At 49.7% G+C, this 19,559-nt stretch carries 16 protein-coding genes; 9 read left to right on the forward strand and 7 right to left on the reverse strand.

What is annotated here, in order from left to right; all coding sequences use genetic code 11:
* Nucleotides 1-58 precede the first annotated feature (58 nt).
* Nucleotides 59-472, forward strand: a complete 414-nt coding sequence (locus AC5JLP_RS30665) for a PIN domain-containing protein (RefSeq protein WP_496071652.1) — start codon at nt 59-61, stop codon at nt 470-472.
* Nucleotides 473-482: 10 nt separating this feature from the next.
* Here the strand turns inward: AC5JLP_RS30665 and AC5JLP_RS30670 are convergent, their stop codons facing one another.
* Genes AC5JLP_RS30670 through AC5JLP_RS30685 form a run of 4 tightly spaced genes read right to left on the reverse strand, consistent with a single transcriptional unit; the run spans nt 483 to nt 3,482 of the window.
* Nucleotides 483-989, reverse strand: a complete 507-nt coding sequence (locus AC5JLP_RS30670; RefSeq protein WP_496071653.1) for a hypothetical protein — start codon at nt 987-989, stop codon at nt 483-485.
* On the reverse strand, nt 949-1,158 hold the full coding sequence (locus AC5JLP_RS30675; RefSeq protein ID WP_496071654.1) for a hypothetical protein: 210 nt from the start codon (nt 1,156-1,158) through the stop codon (nt 949-951). Before AC5JLP_RS30675 ends, AC5JLP_RS30670 begins: the two co-directional genes overlap by 41 nt.
* A gap of 3 nt (nt 1,159-1,161) precedes the next feature.
* A complete protein-coding gene (locus tag AC5JLP_RS30680; protein ID WP_496071655.1) occupies nt 1,162-2,805 on the reverse strand; it encodes a hypothetical protein in 1,644 nt (547 codons plus the stop codon).
* Entirely contained in the window at nt 2,802-3,482 is a 681-nt protein-coding gene (locus AC5JLP_RS30685) for a hypothetical protein (protein ID WP_496071656.1), read from the reverse strand. Before AC5JLP_RS30685 ends, AC5JLP_RS30680 begins: the two co-directional genes overlap by 4 nt.
* A gap of 91 nt (nt 3,483-3,573) precedes the next feature.
* Between AC5JLP_RS30685 and AC5JLP_RS30690 the strand changes: the two genes are divergently transcribed.
* The 7 genes from AC5JLP_RS30690 to AC5JLP_RS30720 all read left to right on the forward strand — a co-directional run bounded on the left by AC5JLP_RS30690 (nt 3,574) and on the right by AC5JLP_RS30720 (nt 16,874).
* Nucleotides 3,574-4,047: a hypothetical protein gene (locus AC5JLP_RS30690; protein ID WP_496071657.1), complete on the forward strand. Its 474-nt coding sequence runs from the start codon at nt 3,574-3,576 to the stop codon at nt 4,045-4,047.
* Between the two features lie 264 nt (nt 4,048-4,311).
* Nucleotides 4,312-7,206, forward strand: a complete 2,895-nt coding sequence (locus AC5JLP_RS30695) for a tetratricopeptide repeat protein (protein ID WP_496071658.1) — start codon at nt 4,312-4,314, stop codon at nt 7,204-7,206.
* 360 nt (nt 7,207-7,566) lie between these two features.
* Complete coding sequence (locus AC5JLP_RS30700) at nt 7,567-7,800, forward strand: hypothetical protein (RefSeq protein WP_496071659.1); 234 nt, start codon at nt 7,567-7,569, stop codon at nt 7,798-7,800.
* Between the two features lie 7 nt (nt 7,801-7,807).
* A complete protein-coding gene (locus AC5JLP_RS30705; protein ID WP_496071660.1) occupies nt 7,808-10,540 on the forward strand; it encodes a hypothetical protein in 2,733 nt (910 codons plus the stop codon).
* Nucleotides 10,485-11,291 (forward strand): hypothetical protein, encoded by an 807-nt coding sequence (locus tag AC5JLP_RS30710; RefSeq protein ID WP_496071661.1) that lies wholly within the window; start codon nt 10,485-10,487, stop codon nt 11,289-11,291. The genes AC5JLP_RS30705 and AC5JLP_RS30710 overlap by 56 nt, the downstream gene beginning before the upstream one ends.
* 16 nt (nt 11,292-11,307) lie before the next feature.
* Nucleotides 11,308-12,039: a Uma2 family endonuclease gene (locus AC5JLP_RS30715; protein WP_496071662.1), complete on the forward strand. Its 732-nt coding sequence runs from the start codon at nt 11,308-11,310 to the stop codon at nt 12,037-12,039.
* Nucleotides 12,040-12,317: 278 nt separating this feature from the next.
* Nucleotides 12,318-16,874, forward strand: coding sequence for an NACHT domain-containing protein (locus AC5JLP_RS30720; protein WP_496071663.1), 4,557 nt, complete (start codon nt 12,318-12,320; stop codon nt 16,872-16,874).
* A gap of 68 nt (nt 16,875-16,942) precedes the next feature.
* Here AC5JLP_RS30720 and AC5JLP_RS30725 read toward each other — a convergent pair whose 3' ends face one another.
* Genes AC5JLP_RS30725 through AC5JLP_RS30735 form a run of 3 tightly spaced genes read right to left on the reverse strand, consistent with a single transcriptional unit; the run spans nt 16,943 to nt 18,769 of the window.
* On the reverse strand, nt 16,943-17,596 hold the full coding sequence (locus tag AC5JLP_RS30725; RefSeq protein WP_496071664.1) for a Uma2 family endonuclease: 654 nt from the start codon (nt 17,594-17,596) through the stop codon (nt 16,943-16,945).
* Nucleotides 17,593-18,462, reverse strand: a complete 870-nt coding sequence (locus AC5JLP_RS30730) for a ThiF family adenylyltransferase (RefSeq protein WP_496071665.1) — start codon at nt 18,460-18,462, stop codon at nt 17,593-17,595. The genes AC5JLP_RS30725 and AC5JLP_RS30730 overlap by 4 nt, the downstream gene beginning before the upstream one ends.
* The gene (locus AC5JLP_RS30735) at nt 18,446-18,769 is read right to left on the reverse strand and encodes a Mov34/MPN/PAD-1 family protein (RefSeq protein ID WP_496071666.1); all 324 of its coding nucleotides are present in this window, start codon (nt 18,767-18,769) and stop codon (nt 18,446-18,448) included. Before AC5JLP_RS30735 ends, AC5JLP_RS30730 begins: the two co-directional genes overlap by 17 nt.
* Between AC5JLP_RS30735 and AC5JLP_RS30740 the strand changes: the two genes are divergently transcribed.
* Nucleotides 18,741-19,511: a hypothetical protein gene (locus tag AC5JLP_RS30740; protein ID WP_496071667.1), complete on the forward strand. Its 771-nt coding sequence runs from the start codon at nt 18,741-18,743 to the stop codon at nt 19,509-19,511. The two genes, AC5JLP_RS30735 and AC5JLP_RS30740, sit on opposite strands and share 29 nt — an antisense overlap.
* Nucleotides 19,512-19,559: the final 48 nt, after the last annotated feature.

The following is a 19,559-nucleotide window of genomic DNA, read 5'->3' on the forward strand; positions in this document are numbered from 1 at the left end:
GATCTGGTTTTTCATTCACCACTACAATGCATCCTTACCTCTTTAGCACTACCCGGAATTGTTTCAGCAAATCATCATTCCTGAAGCCGTCTACAACGAACTGCATGATGCATTTGCTCCTGCCCCCGTCCAAAACTGGATTGCCACTCCGCCTGATTGGCTCAAAATTCAGTCTGTTAAGCAACCATCAGATGCGATCGTCGCTACGCTCGACCCTGGAGAACGGGAAGCCATTCTGTTAGCCCAAGCACTCAAGGCAAATTTGCTCTTGCTGGATGACATGAAAGCCCGTCGCGCTGCTCTCGAAAAAGGACTTGTCATCACGGGCATTCTTGGCATTCTAGATCAAGCTGCAACGATGAAACGGATCGATCTGCCTACCGCTATTCAAAGCCTTCAAAACACATCCTTCTGGGCATCTGACAGCCTACTCCAGCAATTGTTGGATAAACACACCGAGAACCCAGGTTAGAACGGGTGCTTCATTCGCCCAGACGACTCAATTTCTGTAGCAACGCCAGCGAAATACCTGCTCGGTTTGCAGCAACTTGCATGGAATCTCCGCCCCTGACATCTTTGAGAAACTGCCTTACCCGATCAAAGAGTGGATCATCCGCTTTAGCGAGTCCACGAGCGATCGTCACCTGTATTCCTGCCTCTACCCGCTCCAACAATGCTGGAGTGGAAAGCGTTGGTGCGATCGAATTCGTTTTCGCAGCAGTTCTCGACACCTGCACATTACTATATTCTGGTGAACCATGTGCAGCCACCACATTGAAGCTGTGTAGCTGTTGTCTACCCTGAGAATCGATCGTTTTGATCAGCAGGTTGGTCAAAGTTGCCGTCGTTGCACCCGGAAACCTAAGCGGCTGAATCTGTTTGAGAAAAAGTGTAGAGGCTTGACCTGATTCAAGCGGTGCATCGGCAGTGTAGACCAGGCGTGAGGGATCACCCAGCACCACACTGGTTGATGCGTTGGTGAACCGCACTAAAGTCGATCGCGGTTGCCCGTCCAGCCCAGACCTTCACTGTCATTGTCTGTTGCTGATTCGTAGGTGCCGTTGGAGAAACACGCATCATCTCCTGTGCTATAACCCCAATGGGTTGAAGCAGCACAACACTCAGCGCTAGCAGCAAGGGTGGAGTTTGCTTGATCATGCGCTACCTCTGAATTTCAAAGAAGGTGTTGAATATCACCGATACCTCCTCGCCTTGCTTGACGACCAGGACTTTCGGTTGCGAGAGCAACGCCTCAGTTGCCTTATCCGAGCGCTGGCGGAGTCGATCGGCGGCAACACCAAACGCGCCTTCCAAAGCTGCCGCCAGCAAATTCGGCTCACGGGTGGTGCGTCGGGATACTTGAGAACTGCTTAAGCCATCCAGAATGATCGTGTTATCTTCTTGGGGACGATTCACCACTTCACCAATTTTGCCCAGCCCACTTAAGAGAGAAACCAGAAGATCCTGTCCGGCAATTGCACCACCCGGATCGCTGTTAGAGGTGGCAATCAGCGGTTCACCTCCTCGCCCTCTCACTAGCAAACTCTCTGCTGGAATTTGTTGCTGTTGAGTTGTGCCCAGTCGATCCTTGTAGACGATCGCGACAGCACTCTGATTCACCAGATGGGTCTGTTTTTCAAAGTTGGTAATCTCAGTGATGAGCAGAGTTCCTTTAGGTAAGGCAACGCTGCGATCCATCGCCGGAACATCCTGAGTCAGTTCCACCACAAAGCGTCCCAGTCCTTTACTATCCTGACTGGCAATCATCGGTACCACAACTCTGGCTGACACCGTTGTTCCGATCGCAACACGCCCTGGTTGAGCCGCTGGTGCTATATCGATGTCAGCCTGTAAGATCCGTTCTTCTGTCGTCAACGCATCACCGAAACCCAACCCTCCGAATGGTTTAGTAGAAGCGACAACAGTTTGAGTATTGGTGGGAAACTGAAACATAGGTGGTTGAAGCAATCCCGGCAACGCATGAGGCTCAGTAATGTCTGGCTCCTCTGATGATTCTGCCGCTGCGGACTGCATGCCTACCTGCACGGTTGGAATCAGTCGATCGTTCATGCCTGCATTACCCGTCGGTTGATTGCTGGCAGCAACCGCTTCTGAAGTGGTTTCGGAGGTTCCTTGCTTTTCTGCGCCCTGCTGTCCTAGTTTCGCCAACGCAGTCCATCGAGCAAACGGATCGACTAACTCTGGTTTGGGAGGAGTCGCAGCGGGTGTAGCCGATCGTGCCGTTACAGATGTGGGATAACGGCGAGCAGGAGGCGTGCTGCGGATTGTCTCTGGTTCAGACACCGATGCGACCCGACGAGACCGGGTAGATTGCCGTTCTGTTTCCTTCGCATCTTTGCTCCTCTTGTTTGGCTTTGCTTCTGTTTTTTCCACGAGTGCCTGCTGATCCTGGAAAGCAAGTTGGCTTTTCAGCGTACCTTCGTTGTCCGTGGCAAGGGTCGGTGTGGGTGTGGGTGACGCAATGACTTCGGGTTGCTTATCACCTTTGGGAGCCATGAACAGAAACCAGATGCCGAAGGCACCGCCGCCAATTACACCTATAGGTAGCGCCACCGTTGCCAGCCGCACCAAAGGGTTTTCATGTTTGGGTCGAGTATCACCGCCCTCTTGCGCCTGCACCAACTTGTAGGCTGACTCGACCAGCTGCTCTGTTTCTGCCGGGTTATAGCCAGCGAGTCGCGCCGCTTCCGTGGGGTCAATACTCTGACTCGCCTGACTGGATGTAGCCGAAGGGGCTGGCGCTTCGTCTGGAAGCCCCTGCATCGGGTTTGTTGGATCACTCATGGTTGATTGGGACTAAACGGTTTAATCTCGGTAATTTCAAGTCCGGCTTCTCGAACGTTGTAGACTGCTCGTTCAACATCCGTGGCATCCTTGCCCAACGGTGATTGGGGGATATCCACAGCATCCAGAACAAACGTGCGATTGAAAGGAATTTCTTCAATTCGCCCCGACTGATCAATCACATTACGGGTAGCCACCATATCCACTTCATAGCGACCCGGTGCCACGGTTCGCGGCTCCGAAATATAGCTAATGAGGATGGTGGAACGGGTACTGCCGCTGAATACACCGGCTGGTGTTAATTGAGCGATCGCGTTGCGTGACTCGGCTCGAAAGCTGGAGCCATTGGGTTTGGTCTTCCCTTGCAAGAGAAAGGATGCCAGATAAGCGGTTGTCGTCAGGCGGTCATTGCCAACCTTCTGCCCCGCATCTGGCTTGCTCGTGCCGGGAAGTTTGCTATCCCAAGTCCAGGTTAGAATCGTCCACTGCCGCGCGACATTTTTCACCAGGTCAGGTGTACGGTAGGTGTCTGCTGCTTCACGGATGGCAACCGCTCGACCATCAACCAACTGCAAAAAGGTCGTCTTGCGTGTTGCCAAATCATTCACCTTGACGCTCAGAAAGAGTACCAGCAGATCACTCAGGCGATCGACCACAATGAGCACTCGTTTCTGCACCTACACCATCCATACAGAGGGTCAGCAGCGATGGAGAAATGAGATTTTTGGGCACACTGAAGGCTGTAAATTTAGCCGGGGAGATCTACTCATGGCAACCAACCAAATCAGTGCAACGTTGACGCAAGCAGACCGAGATACGGTGTTAGCCGCTATTGCCACGCTCAAAGAGAAGCTACCGTTTTTGCTGGATTTGACGGCAGAGGAACGTCGATCGCTACCGAAGATGGGCGATAAGAGTCGGGCGTTTGTGAGTAAGGCGCTGGAAGTGGCACGGCAGAACCCGGACTTTTTGCCGCGATCGTTTGACCTGGATGAGATGAAGCGGGACGTAGAATTATTTGAATCGCTGTATCCGATTTTTCTGGCGCTGACGCAGTTGCAGGAGTTGGTGGACGATACGGTGGTGGCGGTGGGCAGTGATGCCTATGCAGCGGCACTGTTGGTCTACAATTTTGCGAAGGCAAGCGGCAAAGGATCGGGGCTAGATGCGGTGGCGGATGAGATGAGCAAGCGGTTTACGCGGAAGTCTCGGAAGGTGGAGCCGCAAGGGGCAACAGTTTAGAAAATCGCTCGGCGGTTTGACCGCTGAAGTGCAAAGTTCAAGCTCAGAACTCGGATGTTGCAGCAAAAAGCTCAACGTTTCAGGTTCTGAGCTTTTCTTTTGGAGCAAAAAGGTGTGGGTTTCAAGGTTAAAGGGCGAAAGCTCCAGTATTGTAGGCAACGTTTCGTGAACAGATGCTGAGAATCCAGGAGGATATAGAGATTTGATGAATATTCAGAGAAAATTTGCCAGAATCAAACTGTTCGTTATTGCGCTTGTATCGGCATGAACTCATCCAAGAAACCCAAAAGTTTTCAGGAGATTCTTAGACAACGGCAGCAGTCGAGCTTTGTGGGACGAGAGGATCAGGTGGCATTGTTCCGGCAGAATCTGGAGCTTAGACCAGAGGATGAGCGCCGCCGTTTCTTGTTCAACATTTGGGGGCAGGGAGGGGTTGGTAAAACGACACTCTTAGGGCAATTTCGAGCGATCGCAGAAAAGAGCAAAGGCATTACCGCTTACATCGACGAAGGAGAACGAGATGTTCCCGGAGTAATGGGACGATTGGCAGAAGACCTGGAGAAGCAGGGACATAAGTTAACCCAGTTTAGCGAACGGTATCGAGTCTATCGGCAGAAACGGGCTGAGTTGGAAGCAGACCCGGAGGCACCACAAGGCTTCTCGGCGTTTTTAGGACGCACCATTGCAAAGTCAGCCGTTAAGTTGGGACGGCAGGTTCCCGGTGCTGGCATTGCTTTGGATTTTGTGGATGAAGAGGCATTCGCCACCCAGACGGGAGAATGGACTGCCTATCTTGCCAAAAAGCTGACGAACAAAGATGAAGTGCGCTTGTTAAAAGAGCCGATGGAGGTATTGACTCCTCTGTTTTTGGAGGATTGGGGCAAGGTAGCAGAGAAAACAGAAGTAACCTTGATGTTCGACACCTATGAGCAGACGGGGGAATTTCTGGATAGTTGGCTACGAGATGTGTTGCAAGGTCAGTATGGTAACGTACCGCCAAATGTTTTACTGGTCGTTGCGGGGCGCGACGAATTAAACCGTAACCGTTGGGCAGAGTATGAAGGGGTTATCGTCCGGCTACCGCTGGAACCGTTTTCCGAAGAGGATGCCAGACAGTATTTGGTTCGTAAGGGAGTGACAGACGATCGGACGGTTGAGGTGATTCTGAACCTCTCCGGTCGTTTCCCTCTGCTGGTAGCGATGCTGGCAGATGGCAGCCCCAACGATCCAAATCAGGTCGGTGATCCCAGTGGAAAAGCAGTGGAGCGATTTTTGAAATGGGAGACAGACCCCAAACGGCGACAAGTTGCTTTGGATGCAGCGTTGCCTCGCTGCTTAAATCGGGATGTGATCGCGCAGTTGCGGACTGAGGACGGAGCCGATGACCTGTTTGCATGGCTGAAGCAGAAGCCCTTTGTGCGGGAACGCACGGATGGATGGGCGTATCATGAAGTGGTGAAAACCCAAATGCTTCGTCATAAGCGGTTGACCTCTCCGCAAAGTTGGGCTGACCTGCATGGCAAATTGGCAGACTACTACGATACTCAGCGCAATGCACTGCAATTAGACGCGGAAAAATGTCAACGCGATCCAACCTGGCAAACCCATACGCTGAATGTGCTATATCACCGCCTCTGTCAGGCTCCCCAAAAGCATTTACCCATTGCCCTGAATGAGTTTCTAGCAGCGCTGAAAAATCAGCGCAAGTTTGCCGAGCAATGGGCAGGAATTATGGCGCAGGCAGGCGGAGATACGGGGGCAGCAGAACTTCAGCGGTGGGGCGAACAACTGGTTGAGGGACTAAAAGCCTACAACGAGGATCGCTACGAAGTCACGATCGCCATGTTTAAAGCGCTTGTAGATCATCCTGACATTGATCGGCAATGGCAACCCATTGCTCGTGGTTGGCGAGGGGAAACTTGCCGCTTGGCAAAACGCTATGAGGACGCATTGCAGGATTTTGATCAAGCTATTGAGCTTGACCCCAAATATTCCTGGGCAATTGCCAGTCGTGGACAAACCTATCAATCATTGAAACGCTATGAGGAGGCACTGCAAGACTTTAATCTTGCCATTGAGTTAGACCCTAAATCTGCCTGGAAAATTGCTAATCGTGGCGAGACGTATCAGTTAATGAAACGCTATGAGGACGCATTGCAGGATTTTGATCGAGCCATTGAGCTTGACCCCAAGTATTCATGGGCAATTACCAATCGTGGGTGGACGTTCCATTTAATGGAGCGTTACGAGGAAGCATTGCAAGATCTCAATTGGGCAATTGATGTTGATCCTGAATATGTCTGGGCAATTACTGTACGTGGATGGACGTATCGACAGAAAAAATGCTACGAGGAGGCTTTGCAGGACTTTAACAGAGCAATGGAACTTGACTCTAAAGCCGTCTGGATAAGCGTTCTTCGTGGTGAGACTTATCGAGCAATGAAACGCTATGAGGAAGCACTGCAAGACTTTAATCTTGCCATTGAGCTAGACTCCAAATATACCTGGGCAATTACCAATCGTGGTCTGACTTATCGAGCAATGAAACGCTATGAGGAAGCACTGCAAGACTTTAATCTTGCCACTGAACTAGACCCCAAAGCTGCCTGGGCAATTACCAATCGTGGTGAGACGTATCGGTTAATGGAACGCTATGAGGAGGCGCTGCAAGACTTTAATTGCGCGATTCAGCTAGATGCGAATTATGATTGGGCAGTTTGTGAGCGTGGTGAAACCTACTTACTCACTGGACAATATCAAGAAGCCTTAATTGATTTCAATCGTATTGTTGAGCTAGATGCTGAGAATGATTGGAGACTGTACGATCGCGCCGTTGCGTACCAGGCGTTGGGACAGGTAGAACTTGCCAAAACCGATCTCGCTCAGGCGATACACCTTGCACGAGCAGACTATGAGAAAGATCCAGCGCATTGGAACAACACCTTCAATCTAGCGTTGTACCACCTGGCAGCAGGGGAAGACGAACAAGCCAAACACTTCTACCGAGATGCTCTCCGTCGAGGCGTACCTGCACCGCGTATTGATGTAGCACTTCAGGATTTGGAGGACTTTCTGACGGTCTTCCCAAATCACAGGCTGGCTCTTACAGCACACCAGGTACTACAGAAGGAGTTGCAGAAACAGTCAGCGTTGCCTTAAATTGCTTTGAAATATTACTTTCCATGCAAGTAGTTTCTAGCCCCAATCTCTAGGGCATCACCTTGTTGCTTGAAACTTCGACCTTTAAGCCTCACACTCCAACCTTAGAATCTGGAATTTGCCGATCAGAACTGGCGACATTGACCTTTTGGCTCAAAATTCCGACTATCAAACTCAGCGTTTCGACCTTTGAACCCGATAGGTCAGCCTCAGTGATCAAAGCTTGCACATCCAAACCTGAAGTTTCGAGATTAGACCTGCAAAGACAGCGATCGCCCGGTCAGCTTTGCCTGGGCAGATGGCGACGGCAATCCCAAGTACGAGTTTGAAGTCACGGAACCGCAAGCAGATGGGTTTCGTTTGCTCACAGGCTATGAGGTCGGCAACAGCCATCAGGTGCTGGCTGCAACGCTGACAGCCAATAAACCACCTCAAATTCAACAATGTGATATTTCCCATGATGAAATGGAATCGTTGCTTCAGGATCTGACACCGACATCAGAACAGACGGCTCAGGCTGAACAACGGGACGAACCAACTCAGCGGTCTCAAAAGCAGCGGCAGCTAAAGCGTCCGCGTCTGCCAGAGCTATGAGGTGGAGATGGAAACGACTCGGTTAGAAAGCAGCGGGCTTTCGATTCCCACCTGCTATGTCACACCAGAGGGCGATCGGAAATGGTTGGAGCCGCAGGTGGTTCGTCATACCCTACTGGAACAGCTTTTTGCAGTGGACGAGCTGAAGTCTTTGCTGCTGGTCAAACTTGATCGGGATTCGCTGGATGCAAAGCATTTGAAAGCTAGCCGCTTTGAGGATGGCATCACCCGCAAGCTGGTGTTCAGCTCTGACAAGAATTTCTATTTTGCTGATCAAGCGCTGGCAGAGAAACTGACTCAATTCTTCGCCACCGAGCGCGATACTGCCTGCCGCTATGGGTCGCTGCTGGTAAGCGATTGCTACAAGGGCATCACGTCACTCAATGACCTCAACCTCAAGCTGGTAGACTACGCCAACCCCGACCATTCAAGCTTCAAAACCCATGACTGTCACGGCAAAATCTCACCTCAGTTGTTTGAATCGCTGGGGTTTGAGGGCGCTTCCCGCGTTCACGCAGTGTCTCCAACGGAGAATCGCCCCTTTCAGTTTCGGATGGCCTACGATGCGAGTCAGGCTGGTCAAGAAGCAGCGCCTACCATCAGTTTTCTGGCGAAAGGAACGCTCCTGGTCGATCCCACGTTACCACCCGATGTCGATCTGGTGATGGATCGGTCTTCAATTAAGGGCATTCGTAAAGATCAGTTGGATGACTGCTTACCCTGTGGCGACTACCAACTCCCCTCAGTTGCTTTTGGCAATCGTGCTAATGCCGAAGTGTCTCGCTACAGCAATTCCTGGCAGTTTTCTATGTGGTACACCAAAGACGCAATCTTGGCAGACTTCCTGGAACCTACCTTGAAGCAAGCCCACGAGCTGGCAGACAGGCAGCGTAATCCGCTTCAGCTGGCTCAATACCTGGTTAACCAGCACGACAAGCAACAGCAGTTTCGGCAGCAAAATGATGCTGAGGACGGAGCAGCCGATGGCGAACGTCAGGAGTCTCGCATGATTTCGATTCTGCGCCATGACCGCCACGGACTGCTGCTTTACGCGCCCAAAGTTATAGACTTTATGGAATCCCAGGTAGCGAACCGCTGGCGGGAGCTGGTTGTCAATACAGGCTTTCAACACAGTTCGGGGATGGCACAGCCTGGACAGGATCTACCCCGTGGCACGATTTGTGCGCCTCACCTGCCCAAAGGCGATGTCGTTGTCACTCGTTACCCAATCGTTTCATCAGACAACATTCGCCTTTATCGCAATACCCACGACCCCAAGCTGTGTGCGATGAAAGGGGCAGTATGGATCAATCCCAGGGATGCGGCAGAGTATCACCAGTGCGACTTTGATGGTGACCAACTGATTGCTACGCCTGCGAAGTGGCTACCCCATCTTGCGAAAGAAACACTCCGGGCTGGAGAACCGAGGCACTTTCCACCCGTCGTCAAACGGCAAAAGATCCCCTACACCGAAGTACAGGATGAGAACGGCAACTGCGCTTACAATACGCTGCCCAAAGTTGCGGCGGCGGTCTGCCAAAACAGTATTGGTCGGGTTGCGACGCTGATTGGTCGGGTACATACCTCGTTACCCACACCAGAAGAAGCGGCTTCACCGATCGGGCAGCAGCAGTTTGCCCGTGAGCAACAGACACTCCTGACGCGCCTCATGTCAGCTCTGCAAGTAGAGGTGGATGCACCCAAAAGTGCCGAGCGATTAGAGACGATCGATCCATCGCTGCTGGACGACACCAAGCAATGGCGCAAGGATCATCCCTCTCCCTTCTTCGACTTCCAGAAAAATCCGCGTCTGTATCGGCAGTTTGGGCTACCAACTCAGGCACCAGAACAGAGTGAGGTTTCGGTGCTGTGTGCGATCGCAGAGCAGATTAACCCGCTCTGGGAAGCTACCCAACTGCGAATTTCCTACGGAAACGCTCCGCGAACGCTGCCCCGTGAGCACTTCCGTTATCTGTTTGAGCGCGAAGATCTGGATGTAGAGGCACTCGACTGGGCAGAGGCACTGAAGGAACGGGCAAAGCAGGCAACGGCTCAAATCCGAGCGATGACAGGAGAGGATGCGGAGGCATTTCGGGAAGCATTGGGCAATCTGTACGAATCCTATCGGGCAGAAATCAATGAAGCCTTTCCCACTGATGATGAGAAGCGTCAAGTTGCCGCTGCCATCTGGCACACCCAGCATACTCGTCCTGAGTTAGACCGACCGCGTAAACAGTCGCTTGCGGTAGCAAAGACGCTGCCGATTACCTTTAACGAGGGCACGTTCACACTGCCCAGCAGTCCCTATGAGGTGGAGGCATACGAGTTGAGCGTACCGTTCGATCGCGCTCAGAGCTGGATGAACACGCTGGAGGCTCGTCACGTCCGCTACGAAGCAGTGGTCAACGCGGCTTTACCAGTGGTGGATTTCTACCTGCCGAACCTATCAGAGCGTAACGCCGCCGCCTTGCAGCAGGCGTTTGGCAACCAGATGATTGACATCGACCAGCTTCCCGATGATCTGCGGGTAGTGCCTCCAGCAGATTTAACATGGGCGCAATGGGAAGGGGATACGGGCAAGGCAGCGCTGGCATCTATCGCTTTGGTCAGAAAGCTTAGGACAGAGCAAATGGCTGAAACGTTTACCTTGGAAGGCTTTCTGACTCGCCTCTGCCACACTCCGTATGGCGACGGCTATGCTGAGGACGGAGCAGGTAATCGAGCAGCTTCAGGAGTTTGAAATCGAGACGATTAAAGTCATTGGCATTGCTCACAACGACTATGCAACCGAGGACTTCTCGCGCTGGCGCAATCGGCTTCAGCTTGAGGTGGTGCCCTATGATCTAGACCCCACTCATCCCAAGTACCATGCGATGCATGGGGTGCCCGTACTCAAAGTGGTGGATGGAGGCATCCTGGGAACTTTTGCCCCAGAGACACCTAAACTACCGATCGGAGCCACTTTTGAGGCAGCGTTCGTGCAACGTCTCCAGCGGAGAATCGCAGAATCGACTCGTTCAATGGTGCAGTTTCAGGTCAAGCCGCAGTCGATACAGGTAGATCTGCAACCGGAGGAAACACCCCAAAGTCTGTCGCCATTACCGGGTCGGCAGTCCCTGCAAGTGGTTGAAGCAGCGGAGCAAAAGGAAAGGAATGGGGAGCGATCGACGCAAGCATTGTTGGCACAGGCGATCGCTCAAACCTATCACCGCTTGCCCTCACCCACAGAAACGGTTCAATTGCCGATTGGTTCACGCTGGCAAGCGACCGTGATGGCAGGTGGCGACTACGCGGTGCGGGATGAGCAGGATCGGTTGGTGTGTCAGGGCAATTTTGAAACGGGTGAAGTGGGTGAGCCGATGAATTTTGCCAAGGCAGAGGAGTTTCAGCGGATGGTGCAGGGGCGATCGCTTCGTGTCTCTGTTAACGAAGCCGCCCCAAAGGGGCAAGGAGAAGCGCGAGACCGCCTGAGAGGAGAGTTGCAGAAATAGCCGGTATGATTGAAAGATGCCGGTTTGGAAACCTGGACTTACTCAACAAACGATGGTCAAAACACCGCCCCAACAGAAGCCGTTACCGCTGCCTCAACTGGAAAGTGGCGATCGCTTGAACCGTTATGAGTTTGAGCGGCGCTACAATGCCATGCTTCATCTGAAAAAAGCCGAATTAATTGAAGGAGTAGTCTACGTGGCAGCGGCTTTACGGTTTAGAAGTCACGGTCAACCGCATGGGCGCTTAATCACCTGGTTAGGCGTATATGAAAGTGCAACACCCGGTATTGCGTTAGGCGACAATCCAACCGTGCGCCTCGATTTGGACAATGAACCGCAACCGGATGCGGTGTTGCTAATTGAGGAGCAGTGCGGTGGGCAGGCGCGGCTGAGTGAAGACGATTATGTGGAAGGGGCACCGGAATTGGTGGCAGAGATTGCGGCAAGTAGCGCAGCGATCGATCTGGGGGATAAAAAACGTGCGTATCGTCGCAATGGCATTAAGGAGTACATCGTCTGGCAGGTCTTTGAGCAAAAGCTGGACTGGTTTTATTTGCAGGAAGGAGAGTACGTGCCGTTGCCCGTTGATGAGTATGGTGTGATTTGCAGCCGGGTCTTTCCAGGGTTGTGGCTGGCAGTAGAGGCTTTGTTGGCAGGGGATATGGCGCGAGTGCTAATGGTGTTGCAGGAAGGGTTGGCTTCGCCAGAGCAGGCAGCGTTTGTCCAGCAGCTAGCAAAGCAGGAATAGAGGCGTTTTATCGGATGGGACAAGGGCGATCGTGCTATTAATCGGTCATGTCACCACAATGAGAGCGGCTTGAAGGGTGAGAGAATCAGGAATTCTTAGTACTTTGTGCTACATCAAAAAGCTTTAAAGCATGCTCTAGAGGTGCCAATGCATCCTCAGTTCCCTTAGAAAGTGGCTATGATTGCTCTAGGCAATTGATCGACTGACCTAGCAGTGGAACCGTCAATTGTCTTTAAGTTAAGTACCTGTAAACATAGCCCAATTGAATTAAGACTGGTATGCCCTTAACTGGTGGAGCGACCGATAAACTTGGCAATCGCTACGAAGGTCGATGGACTGTTTTCTGCATGATCGATGTTATGGACGAGAAGGCAGAGTCCATTCGCCTTGAAAAACCAGGAGAAGATGCTTTCGAGTTCTTCTTACAGCGTGGCAATCAAATCGAGTGCCATCAGGTCAAACGACAGAAAACAGGGCTTGGGCATTGGACATTGAGCGCTTTAGAGAACAATCAAGTTCAAGTCTTGTCAGATTTCTGGGAAAGCCTTAATGACCCAAATATTTACTGTGTTTTTGTATCTACCCAGGATGCAGATCAGTTGAATGAACTATCTAACCATGCAAAGAGTTCTATCTCATGGGTAGAATTCGATCATGAGTTTCTAAAATCTAATCAACAGTCCACCAACTTCAGTAAGCTCTGTCGAATTTGGGGCAATTGCCTCTCTTCTAAAGCCTATGAAGCCCTTCAAAGAATTCATGTTGAAACAATAAGCGAAGGAATTCTCTTGAATACTGTTGAGAGTCGCATTGCGGCTTTAGTGGAAGGTGATGCAACAGCTATTCGACTTGAGCTAGCAGAGTTAGCCCTAGAAAAAATTCACCGTAATCTCACGACCCATGATATTTGGCACTACTTGAATGAGCGGGGCTACCGCCGCCGTCAGTGGGGAAACGATCCTCATGTCCTTGCGGCTGTGGAAGCTGCCAACAAATCTTACCTTTCCTCTTTGCAGGAAATGACGATCGCTGGTCATACGATTCTGCGAGATGAAGTTCAAGATGCTCTTACTCGACTAACCCGCTCGGAGGGAAAACGCAGCGTTTTGCTGGTTGGGGAAGCGGGGGTTGGCAAGACTGGGATAACGCTGCAAATCGTCGAGCAACTTCGGCAGCAGGGTTTACCGCTATTCGCATTTCGCATTGACAATCTTAATCCAGAACCGATGCCTAGTAATATTGGGCATCAGCTAGGTTTACCCGATTCTCCAGCTGTTGTTTTAGCAACGATTGCACAAGGTCGTGATTGTATTTTGGTAATCGATCAAATTGATGCAGTCAGCTTAGTCTCTGGACGCAACACTACGTTTTTTACCTGCATTGAACAAATTATCAGGCAGGCTCAGGCATATCCGAATATGCGCTTGTTATTAGTCTGTCGTAAATTTGATTTAGATAATGATTCACGGTTCAAAAAACTGACAGGCGAAAAGGGGATTGCAGACACATTATCTGTAAATCGGCTTAATCATACGAAGGTGAGGGAGGTTGTTACGGAGATTGGATTGGACGCACCTCGATTGACAGATAAGCAGTTGAATCTGTTATCTATTCCCCTTCACCTCAGCCTACTAGCCGAAATATCACAAGATACAAGTGTTGACTCTTTGAGTTTTACAACTGCTAAAGATTTGTTTGAGCAGTTTTGGGCATATAAACAGTTTCGAGTTAGAGAGCGACTTGGTCATGCAGCACATTGGACGGAGGTAATTGACCTCCTGTGCGATCACATGAGTAGTAAACAGAGCCAAGAACTGTCTGTTCCTGAAAATACTGTTGATGATTATGCAGATGATGCGATGGCGATGGCATCAGAGCATGTCTTAGCGTGGGAAGGGAAACGGATTCGATTTTTTCATGAAGCTTTCTTCGATTATGCTTTTGCCCGTCGTTTTGCTGCCCGTGGTCACACTGTGCTGTCATTTTTGCAAAGTGGTGAACAGCACTTATTTCAACGCGCTCAGGTGCGCCAAATTTTACTTTATGAGCGTGAGGCTGATTTTGAACAGTACATCAGCGATTTGGATACGCTTTTGAAAAACACTGATATTCGCTTTCATCTAAAGCAAGTCATTTTTGCACTGTTGGCATCCCTACCCAATCCAAAAACAGAAGAGTGGTACATCCTTTCAGCATTAATCCAGGGATCGAATCATGTACTCAGACAGCAAGCTTGGAGAGCATTCCGGAGTTCTGTTTGTTGGTTTGAGCTTTTAGATTCTATTGGTATCATCAAGCAGTGGCTAGAGAGTGAGGATGAAGAATTTGTTGAGCAAGCGGTTTCCATTCTATCAGCGGTTCAGAGTTCAGCATCACAGCGCGTAGTAGAGCTAGTAGAGCCATTTGTTGGTACATCAGAAATCTGGTTTAATCGACTCAAAAAATTTATTCATCGATCTGAGCTTGCAGATAACCGTTGTTTGTTTGAACTTTTCCTGCGGTTGATTCAGGAAGGCATATGCGATCAGCAAGAAGATATAGTAAGTGATGCCGAAGATTTTTGGCTGCAAATTTATTCATTGAAGAAGAAACCGGACTGGGCGTGTGAAGCCATCGCCTGCTACCTCAATCGATGGCTGGATTTGACTGTTGCAATACCAAACTCCAAGATATTTGATTTTAATGGTGACAGCTTTCCTCGGAGTAGGTTTGACAAATCAGTTTTAGCAGAAGTTGTTCAGACTGCGCCTGAAGCGTTTGTCCAGCACATTCTCCCATTTATGTTGCGCGTTCTGAAGCTAACGGCAAGACGTGAAGGGAAGCAGCCTTGGCTAGATTCAGTTTGGTGGTTCAAGTCCTATGGCGGTGGATACAACGCCGAGCACAAATTACTAGAGTGCATGGAAAAGGCTTTATGCAGTATTGCAATAGCCTGTCCTGAAAAGTTCTCGATACTTGTGAATCAACAGTTTGACGACTCAAGTTTTGAGACAATTCAGTACTTATTAGTTCGCGCCTACGCTGCAAATGCGCCAAAATTTGCAGATAAAGCCGCCACTTATCTCTGTAAGAATCCCATACGCTTGAAAACGGGCTACTCGGGAGGTGGAAACGGAAATGTTCATGCTGCTGCATATTGGGCTACTCGGCAGCTTTTGATCGCAATTACTCCTTACTGCTCCGAAACAAGCTTCGTAAGGCTTGAAACCTTATTGTTAAACTACTACGACAACTGGGAGATATATCCCGATTCAAGTCGCGATTATTTGCGGGCGTGTTTAAAGCTGTATGGATATGAACAATTTGTTTTACTAGATGCAATTGAAGCATCGCGACGAAGTGTTTTAGCGAATCGACGTTTGCAAGAATGGAGACGCAAGTTCAGAGCCATCGGTTTACTAGACGCATCAGAAGCAGTTGAGCCACTCAGAGCTATCGAAGCTGATTTTGTTGATTCTCCCGTGCCTTACCAAGCTGCTGATCATCTGACTGATTCTCAGTGGTTGAAAGCTATTTCTCATTATGCCAATGAAGACAACTCCTCTTGGTTTGAGCGCAATGGAAAGCTAGTGGGTGATGCTCGCCAATTAGCTAGTCTTTTAGAAGATCAAACAAAGAAGCAGCCGAGCCGATTTGCCAATTTAGTTCAGCAGTTTCCTAACGACACTAATCCCTGCTATTTTGATGCCGTCTTACGAGGCGTTGCTGAAATTGGCGTTGATGTAGAAACCGCAATTCAGCTTTGCCAGTATTGCCATCAATTACCAAATCGTCCAACTGGACGTTGGTTGACATGGTTAATTGGCAAGTTAGCAAACCTTTCCTGGACACAAGAGGCGTTTGATATTTTAGCTTGGTATGCTTTGCATGATCTAACTCCAGAAAATATGTCAGGAGAAGATGCACTAACAATTGGAATTAACACGGTCAAAGGCAGCGCAGCGACAGCGATCGCCAAGCTACTTTTTGTAGACAAAAATCGTGCTGCGTATTTTCAGCAAGCTCTAACAACGATGGTCATAGATCCGTCTGTGCCTGTCAGAGCTTGCGTCGCAGAAGCACTAACAGCATTGCTAAACTACGATCGCGATTTAGCAGTCAGCTTACTTTTAGAACTCTGCAATACTGAGGATTCATTGCTTAGAACACCGACTGTTGAACAGTTTGTTTACTACGCTATGCAAACCCATTTTGAACTACTTCAACCCATCCTTGAACGGATGATTACATCTGATTTACCCGAAGTTATGGAAGTAGGTTCTCGACAAGCCTGTCTTGCAGCTTTAAGTCTAGAAGAAGCAAAACCGCTGGCTACACGATTTCTTTTAGGCACAGATTCTCATCTGTTAGGAGCCGCCAGAATATTTGTAGCTAACTTCCGCTCTGCTCATTTTCGAGAATTTTGTGAAACAGCACTGATCCAACTCTTTCATGCTGACGCTGAAAATGTACGTGATCAAGCCGCTAGGTGCTTTCTTCACCTAGAAGGAGATGAACTCGGACAATATGTTGAACTCGCTACTCAATTTGTTCAAAGTCCTGCTTTCAAACGCAATTCTCATGATTTGATTCGAGCTTTAGAAGAAACAACAGCAAGTCTTCCAGACTTGACTTACTCCGTATGCGATCGCTACATCGGCAACCTCAAAGAGAAAAATACTGGTAATGAGCGATTTTATCTAGCAGCAGACTCCATCACGCCACTGCTGGTGAAGGTCTATAGTCAAAGTACTAGAAACTCTACGCTTCAATCGCAATGCCTTGACTTAATTGATCAATTAACTGAGATGGAGGTTTACGGATTAGAGCAGGCATTAGAGCAGTTTGAGCGCTAGTTGAGTAAGTACCTCAACCGATCAGACACCCTTCAATACGCTTGGGCAAAGAGGCGATCGCTACCAGCCTACTGGTCAGATTCCCGACAAAAACGTTGCACCTCCCGCAGAACCGCCAAATCAGTCTCAGTTTTCCGCAGCTCAATCCACTGATTCAACTGCTCAACACTGACCATTGGAAAAGCGCGGCTGTTGTTGACATCCCCATACTGCCCATCCTGAAGCAACTGAATTTTCAGCGTATTCCGCCTATACAACCAGACTTCAGACACTGCCATTGCTTGATAAATCACCATCTTGCTCGCTGAGGAACTCGCAATATCCACCTCCAACGCCAGATCTGGCGGCAGCGCTTCCGAAACAGTTTCTTCCATCCCCTGTCCCCTAGCGGCATTCTGGATATAGAAACAAGAGTCCGGTTCAATGCCGCGATCGAGTTCTTCGCGATTCAGCGTTACCGAGCCAAAATCATTAGCTTCCATCTCTAACTCCATCGCTAGCATCGTAATAATCTTTGCCAGCAGCCGATTGACAATCTCGTGAGGTTCTCCCGGCATTCTGATTTCCAACACTCCCCGGTCATAGGCAAGTCGAGTCGATCGATCTTCTCCCAGTTCTTGCAGTAACGCTTCATAGGTTTTCCAGGTCAGTCCTGCGATCGTCATCGCACTGCCAGGAGCCAGCTTAATTTGACTGATCGGTGTCGCAATCACTGTCGTCATGGGTCAGTTCTCTGGTAGACAGTGCCTAGCCCGTGCTCTCGAAGTACTCGCATTATAGCCGCTTGGGTCGTGTACTTCGAGGTCATAGCACCGCTTGTCTGGTCGAAGCACACCGCAAACCGCTTCAAGTACCCACTCACCAACTCCAACGCAATCTCCGCCATCAGCACCGCTGTTTGGGGATTCACCATTAAGCCCTGAGCATTCAGCAGCATCAGTTCTGCACAGGACAGCCGCTTGTCTGAGTGCTCTTCTGGTTTACTGATCAACAGTTCTGGCGCTTGCACACTGGGAGCAGGCAAGCAGATACAGCCCAATTCACTAAATTCATAGTCCTTTGGAACGTTTGAAAGGCTGGAGCCGATCAACACCTGCCCAAAGCGATTGCCGTTCCCACCATCGATCCACCACACTCTAAGGCTGCGGTCGTAGTTAAACTCTAACGCTTTGGCAAGGCTGGCTCTGGCTTTGGCATTATCCACACAACCCATCAGCACCGTCAACGTGTTGTAGTTTCGGGCAATCATGTCTGGTTTGAAGGGTTGAGCAATTGACCGAATGGGCAGCCCAAACGCTATGCCATAGCGAGCCGCCAGTGTCTCCGCTTTATTCAATCCCACTTCCGCTGGACAAAAGCATTGCCGCGTCAAGTTTTTCGCCTCAACGTGGTCGGGGTCAACTAGCACCAGACTTGCACGCTTCCCCTGCTGAATCAAGTGTTGCAGCACCCGACACAACAATTGCACCAGGAACGAGCCTGTCCCTCCGCAGCCAACGACCCAGAACTCAATGGCTTCTGTCGGTGGCACCACAATCGGGCGGGCGTGAATCACCTCATAGTTCAGCAGGCTATCGGTGAATGGCATAGTACATACTCCCTTTCGTCTGGCAAAGGTCGTTGAGTCCGTGGTTGGCATTCACCTCAAACACCTGCGGCACGGAAACCGTCCAGCCATGCCCAAATAAGCCAACCCGCAGCAGGATTTCAGGCTGGGACGCTTTGACATTGCCCAACACCCCATAGATGCGAAAGCCGCTGCACTCATCTGTATCGTCGGTGGGTGAGAAATAAGCAGGCAGGTTTCCGTGACTATGCACTTCGACTAGTACATCGAAGTAAAAGTGGTATTTACATAACCTTGTAATGATGAAAAACTTTTTATTAGAAGCCATACACGAGTACCAAGAACAAACAAGTAAGCGTGAAGCGGATGAAGTTCGCTCGATTATCAAAAGGCGAGTTTTAGGTAAATTTCTCTCGATGCACAATTTGAAGCATCTGCAAGGCAAAAAAACGAATTACATTTTTGATAACATCCCACTTGCAGGTTTTTTTGCTCTAGCAGATCCTATCTTTCAAGAAGCCAATCTTCAGGTAGCTAATCAAGACACTAAAAGTGTTGAAAAGAGCAAATGGAATCGCTTTGGAACATGGTTACAGCAACAGGGGTGGTACTCAGCAGATCCGATTCAGGTTGAATCTGACTTGGAAGAAGAGAAGCAGTCCTACACACACATTCCTGAAGGCACCCATAAGCTAGTTTTATCTTTGAAGGAAAAACAAGAGAGACCAACCGAGGACTTCCCATTACATCTTCCTGAGTCAGAGATTTGTCCTCAACTCAAAACCCAGCTTAACGAGTTCAATTATTTCTGTACAAATATTACTGAATGGCGAAAAAAGCCTGTCCGCGAGACAACTTTGAGGAAATACAGAGAGCATATTAGGCGACTTCTAGCATTCCTGAAGTACAAAAATGGCATAGCTTCTGAGAAGCTAGACTTGAGCCTTCTAATACAATCATCTATAATTAAAGCTTATGAAGCCTGGTGTAGAGGCAGAGGAATGTCATCCAACACAATTAAAGGTGATGTTTCTGTCGCAGTGCCGATCTCAGAGTGGATATCTTGGTAGTCCTAAAGGTGTAAGGATAGCTAACCTCTAGCTTGAGCAGGGTAAAGC

The sequence above is a fragment of the Stenomitos rutilans genome (assembly GCF_059505485.1).

What these genes read in the sequence shown, in the direction of transcription:
- AC5JLP_RS30735 (WP_496071666.1), bottom strand. Translation starts at nt 18,769, where the DNA reads ATGGCTTCTAATAAAAAGTTTTTCATCATTACAAGGTTATGTAAATAC.
- AC5JLP_RS30695 (WP_496071658.1), top strand. Translation starts at nt 4,312, where the DNA reads ATGAACTCATCCAAGAAACCCAAAAGTTTTCAGGAGATTCTTAGACAA.
- AC5JLP_RS30705 (WP_496071660.1), top strand. Translation starts at nt 7,808, where the DNA reads ATGGAAACGACTCGGTTAGAAAGCAGCGGGCTTTCGATTCCCACCTGC.
- AC5JLP_RS30690 (WP_496071657.1), top strand. Translation starts at nt 3,574, where the DNA reads ATGGCAACCAACCAAATCAGTGCAACGTTGACGCAAGCAGACCGAGAT.
- AC5JLP_RS30710 (WP_496071661.1), top strand. Translation starts at nt 10,485, where the DNA reads ATGGCGACGGCTATGCTGAGGACGGAGCAGGTAATCGAGCAGCTTCAG.
- AC5JLP_RS30740 (WP_496071667.1), top strand. Translation starts at nt 18,741, where the DNA reads ATGATGAAAAACTTTTTATTAGAAGCCATACACGAGTACCAAGAACAA.
- AC5JLP_RS30680 (WP_496071655.1), bottom strand. Translation starts at nt 2,805, where the DNA reads ATGAGTGATCCAACAAACCCGATGCAGGGGCTTCCAGACGAAGCGCCA.
- AC5JLP_RS30725 (WP_496071664.1), bottom strand. Translation starts at nt 17,596, where the DNA reads ATGACGACAGTGATTGCGACACCGATCAGTCAAATTAAGCTGGCTCCT.
- AC5JLP_RS30730 (WP_496071665.1), bottom strand. Translation starts at nt 18,462, where the DNA reads ATGCCATTCACCGATAGCCTGCTGAACTATGAGGTGATTCACGCCCGC.
- AC5JLP_RS30715 (WP_496071662.1), top strand. Translation starts at nt 11,308, where the DNA reads ATGCCGGTTTGGAAACCTGGACTTACTCAACAAACGATGGTCAAAACA.
- AC5JLP_RS30675 (WP_496071654.1), bottom strand. Translation starts at nt 1,158, where the DNA reads ATGATCAAGCAAACTCCACCCTTGCTGCTAGCGCTGAGTGTTGTGCTG.
- AC5JLP_RS30720 (WP_496071663.1), top strand. Translation starts at nt 12,318, where the DNA reads ATGCCCTTAACTGGTGGAGCGACCGATAAACTTGGCAATCGCTACGAA.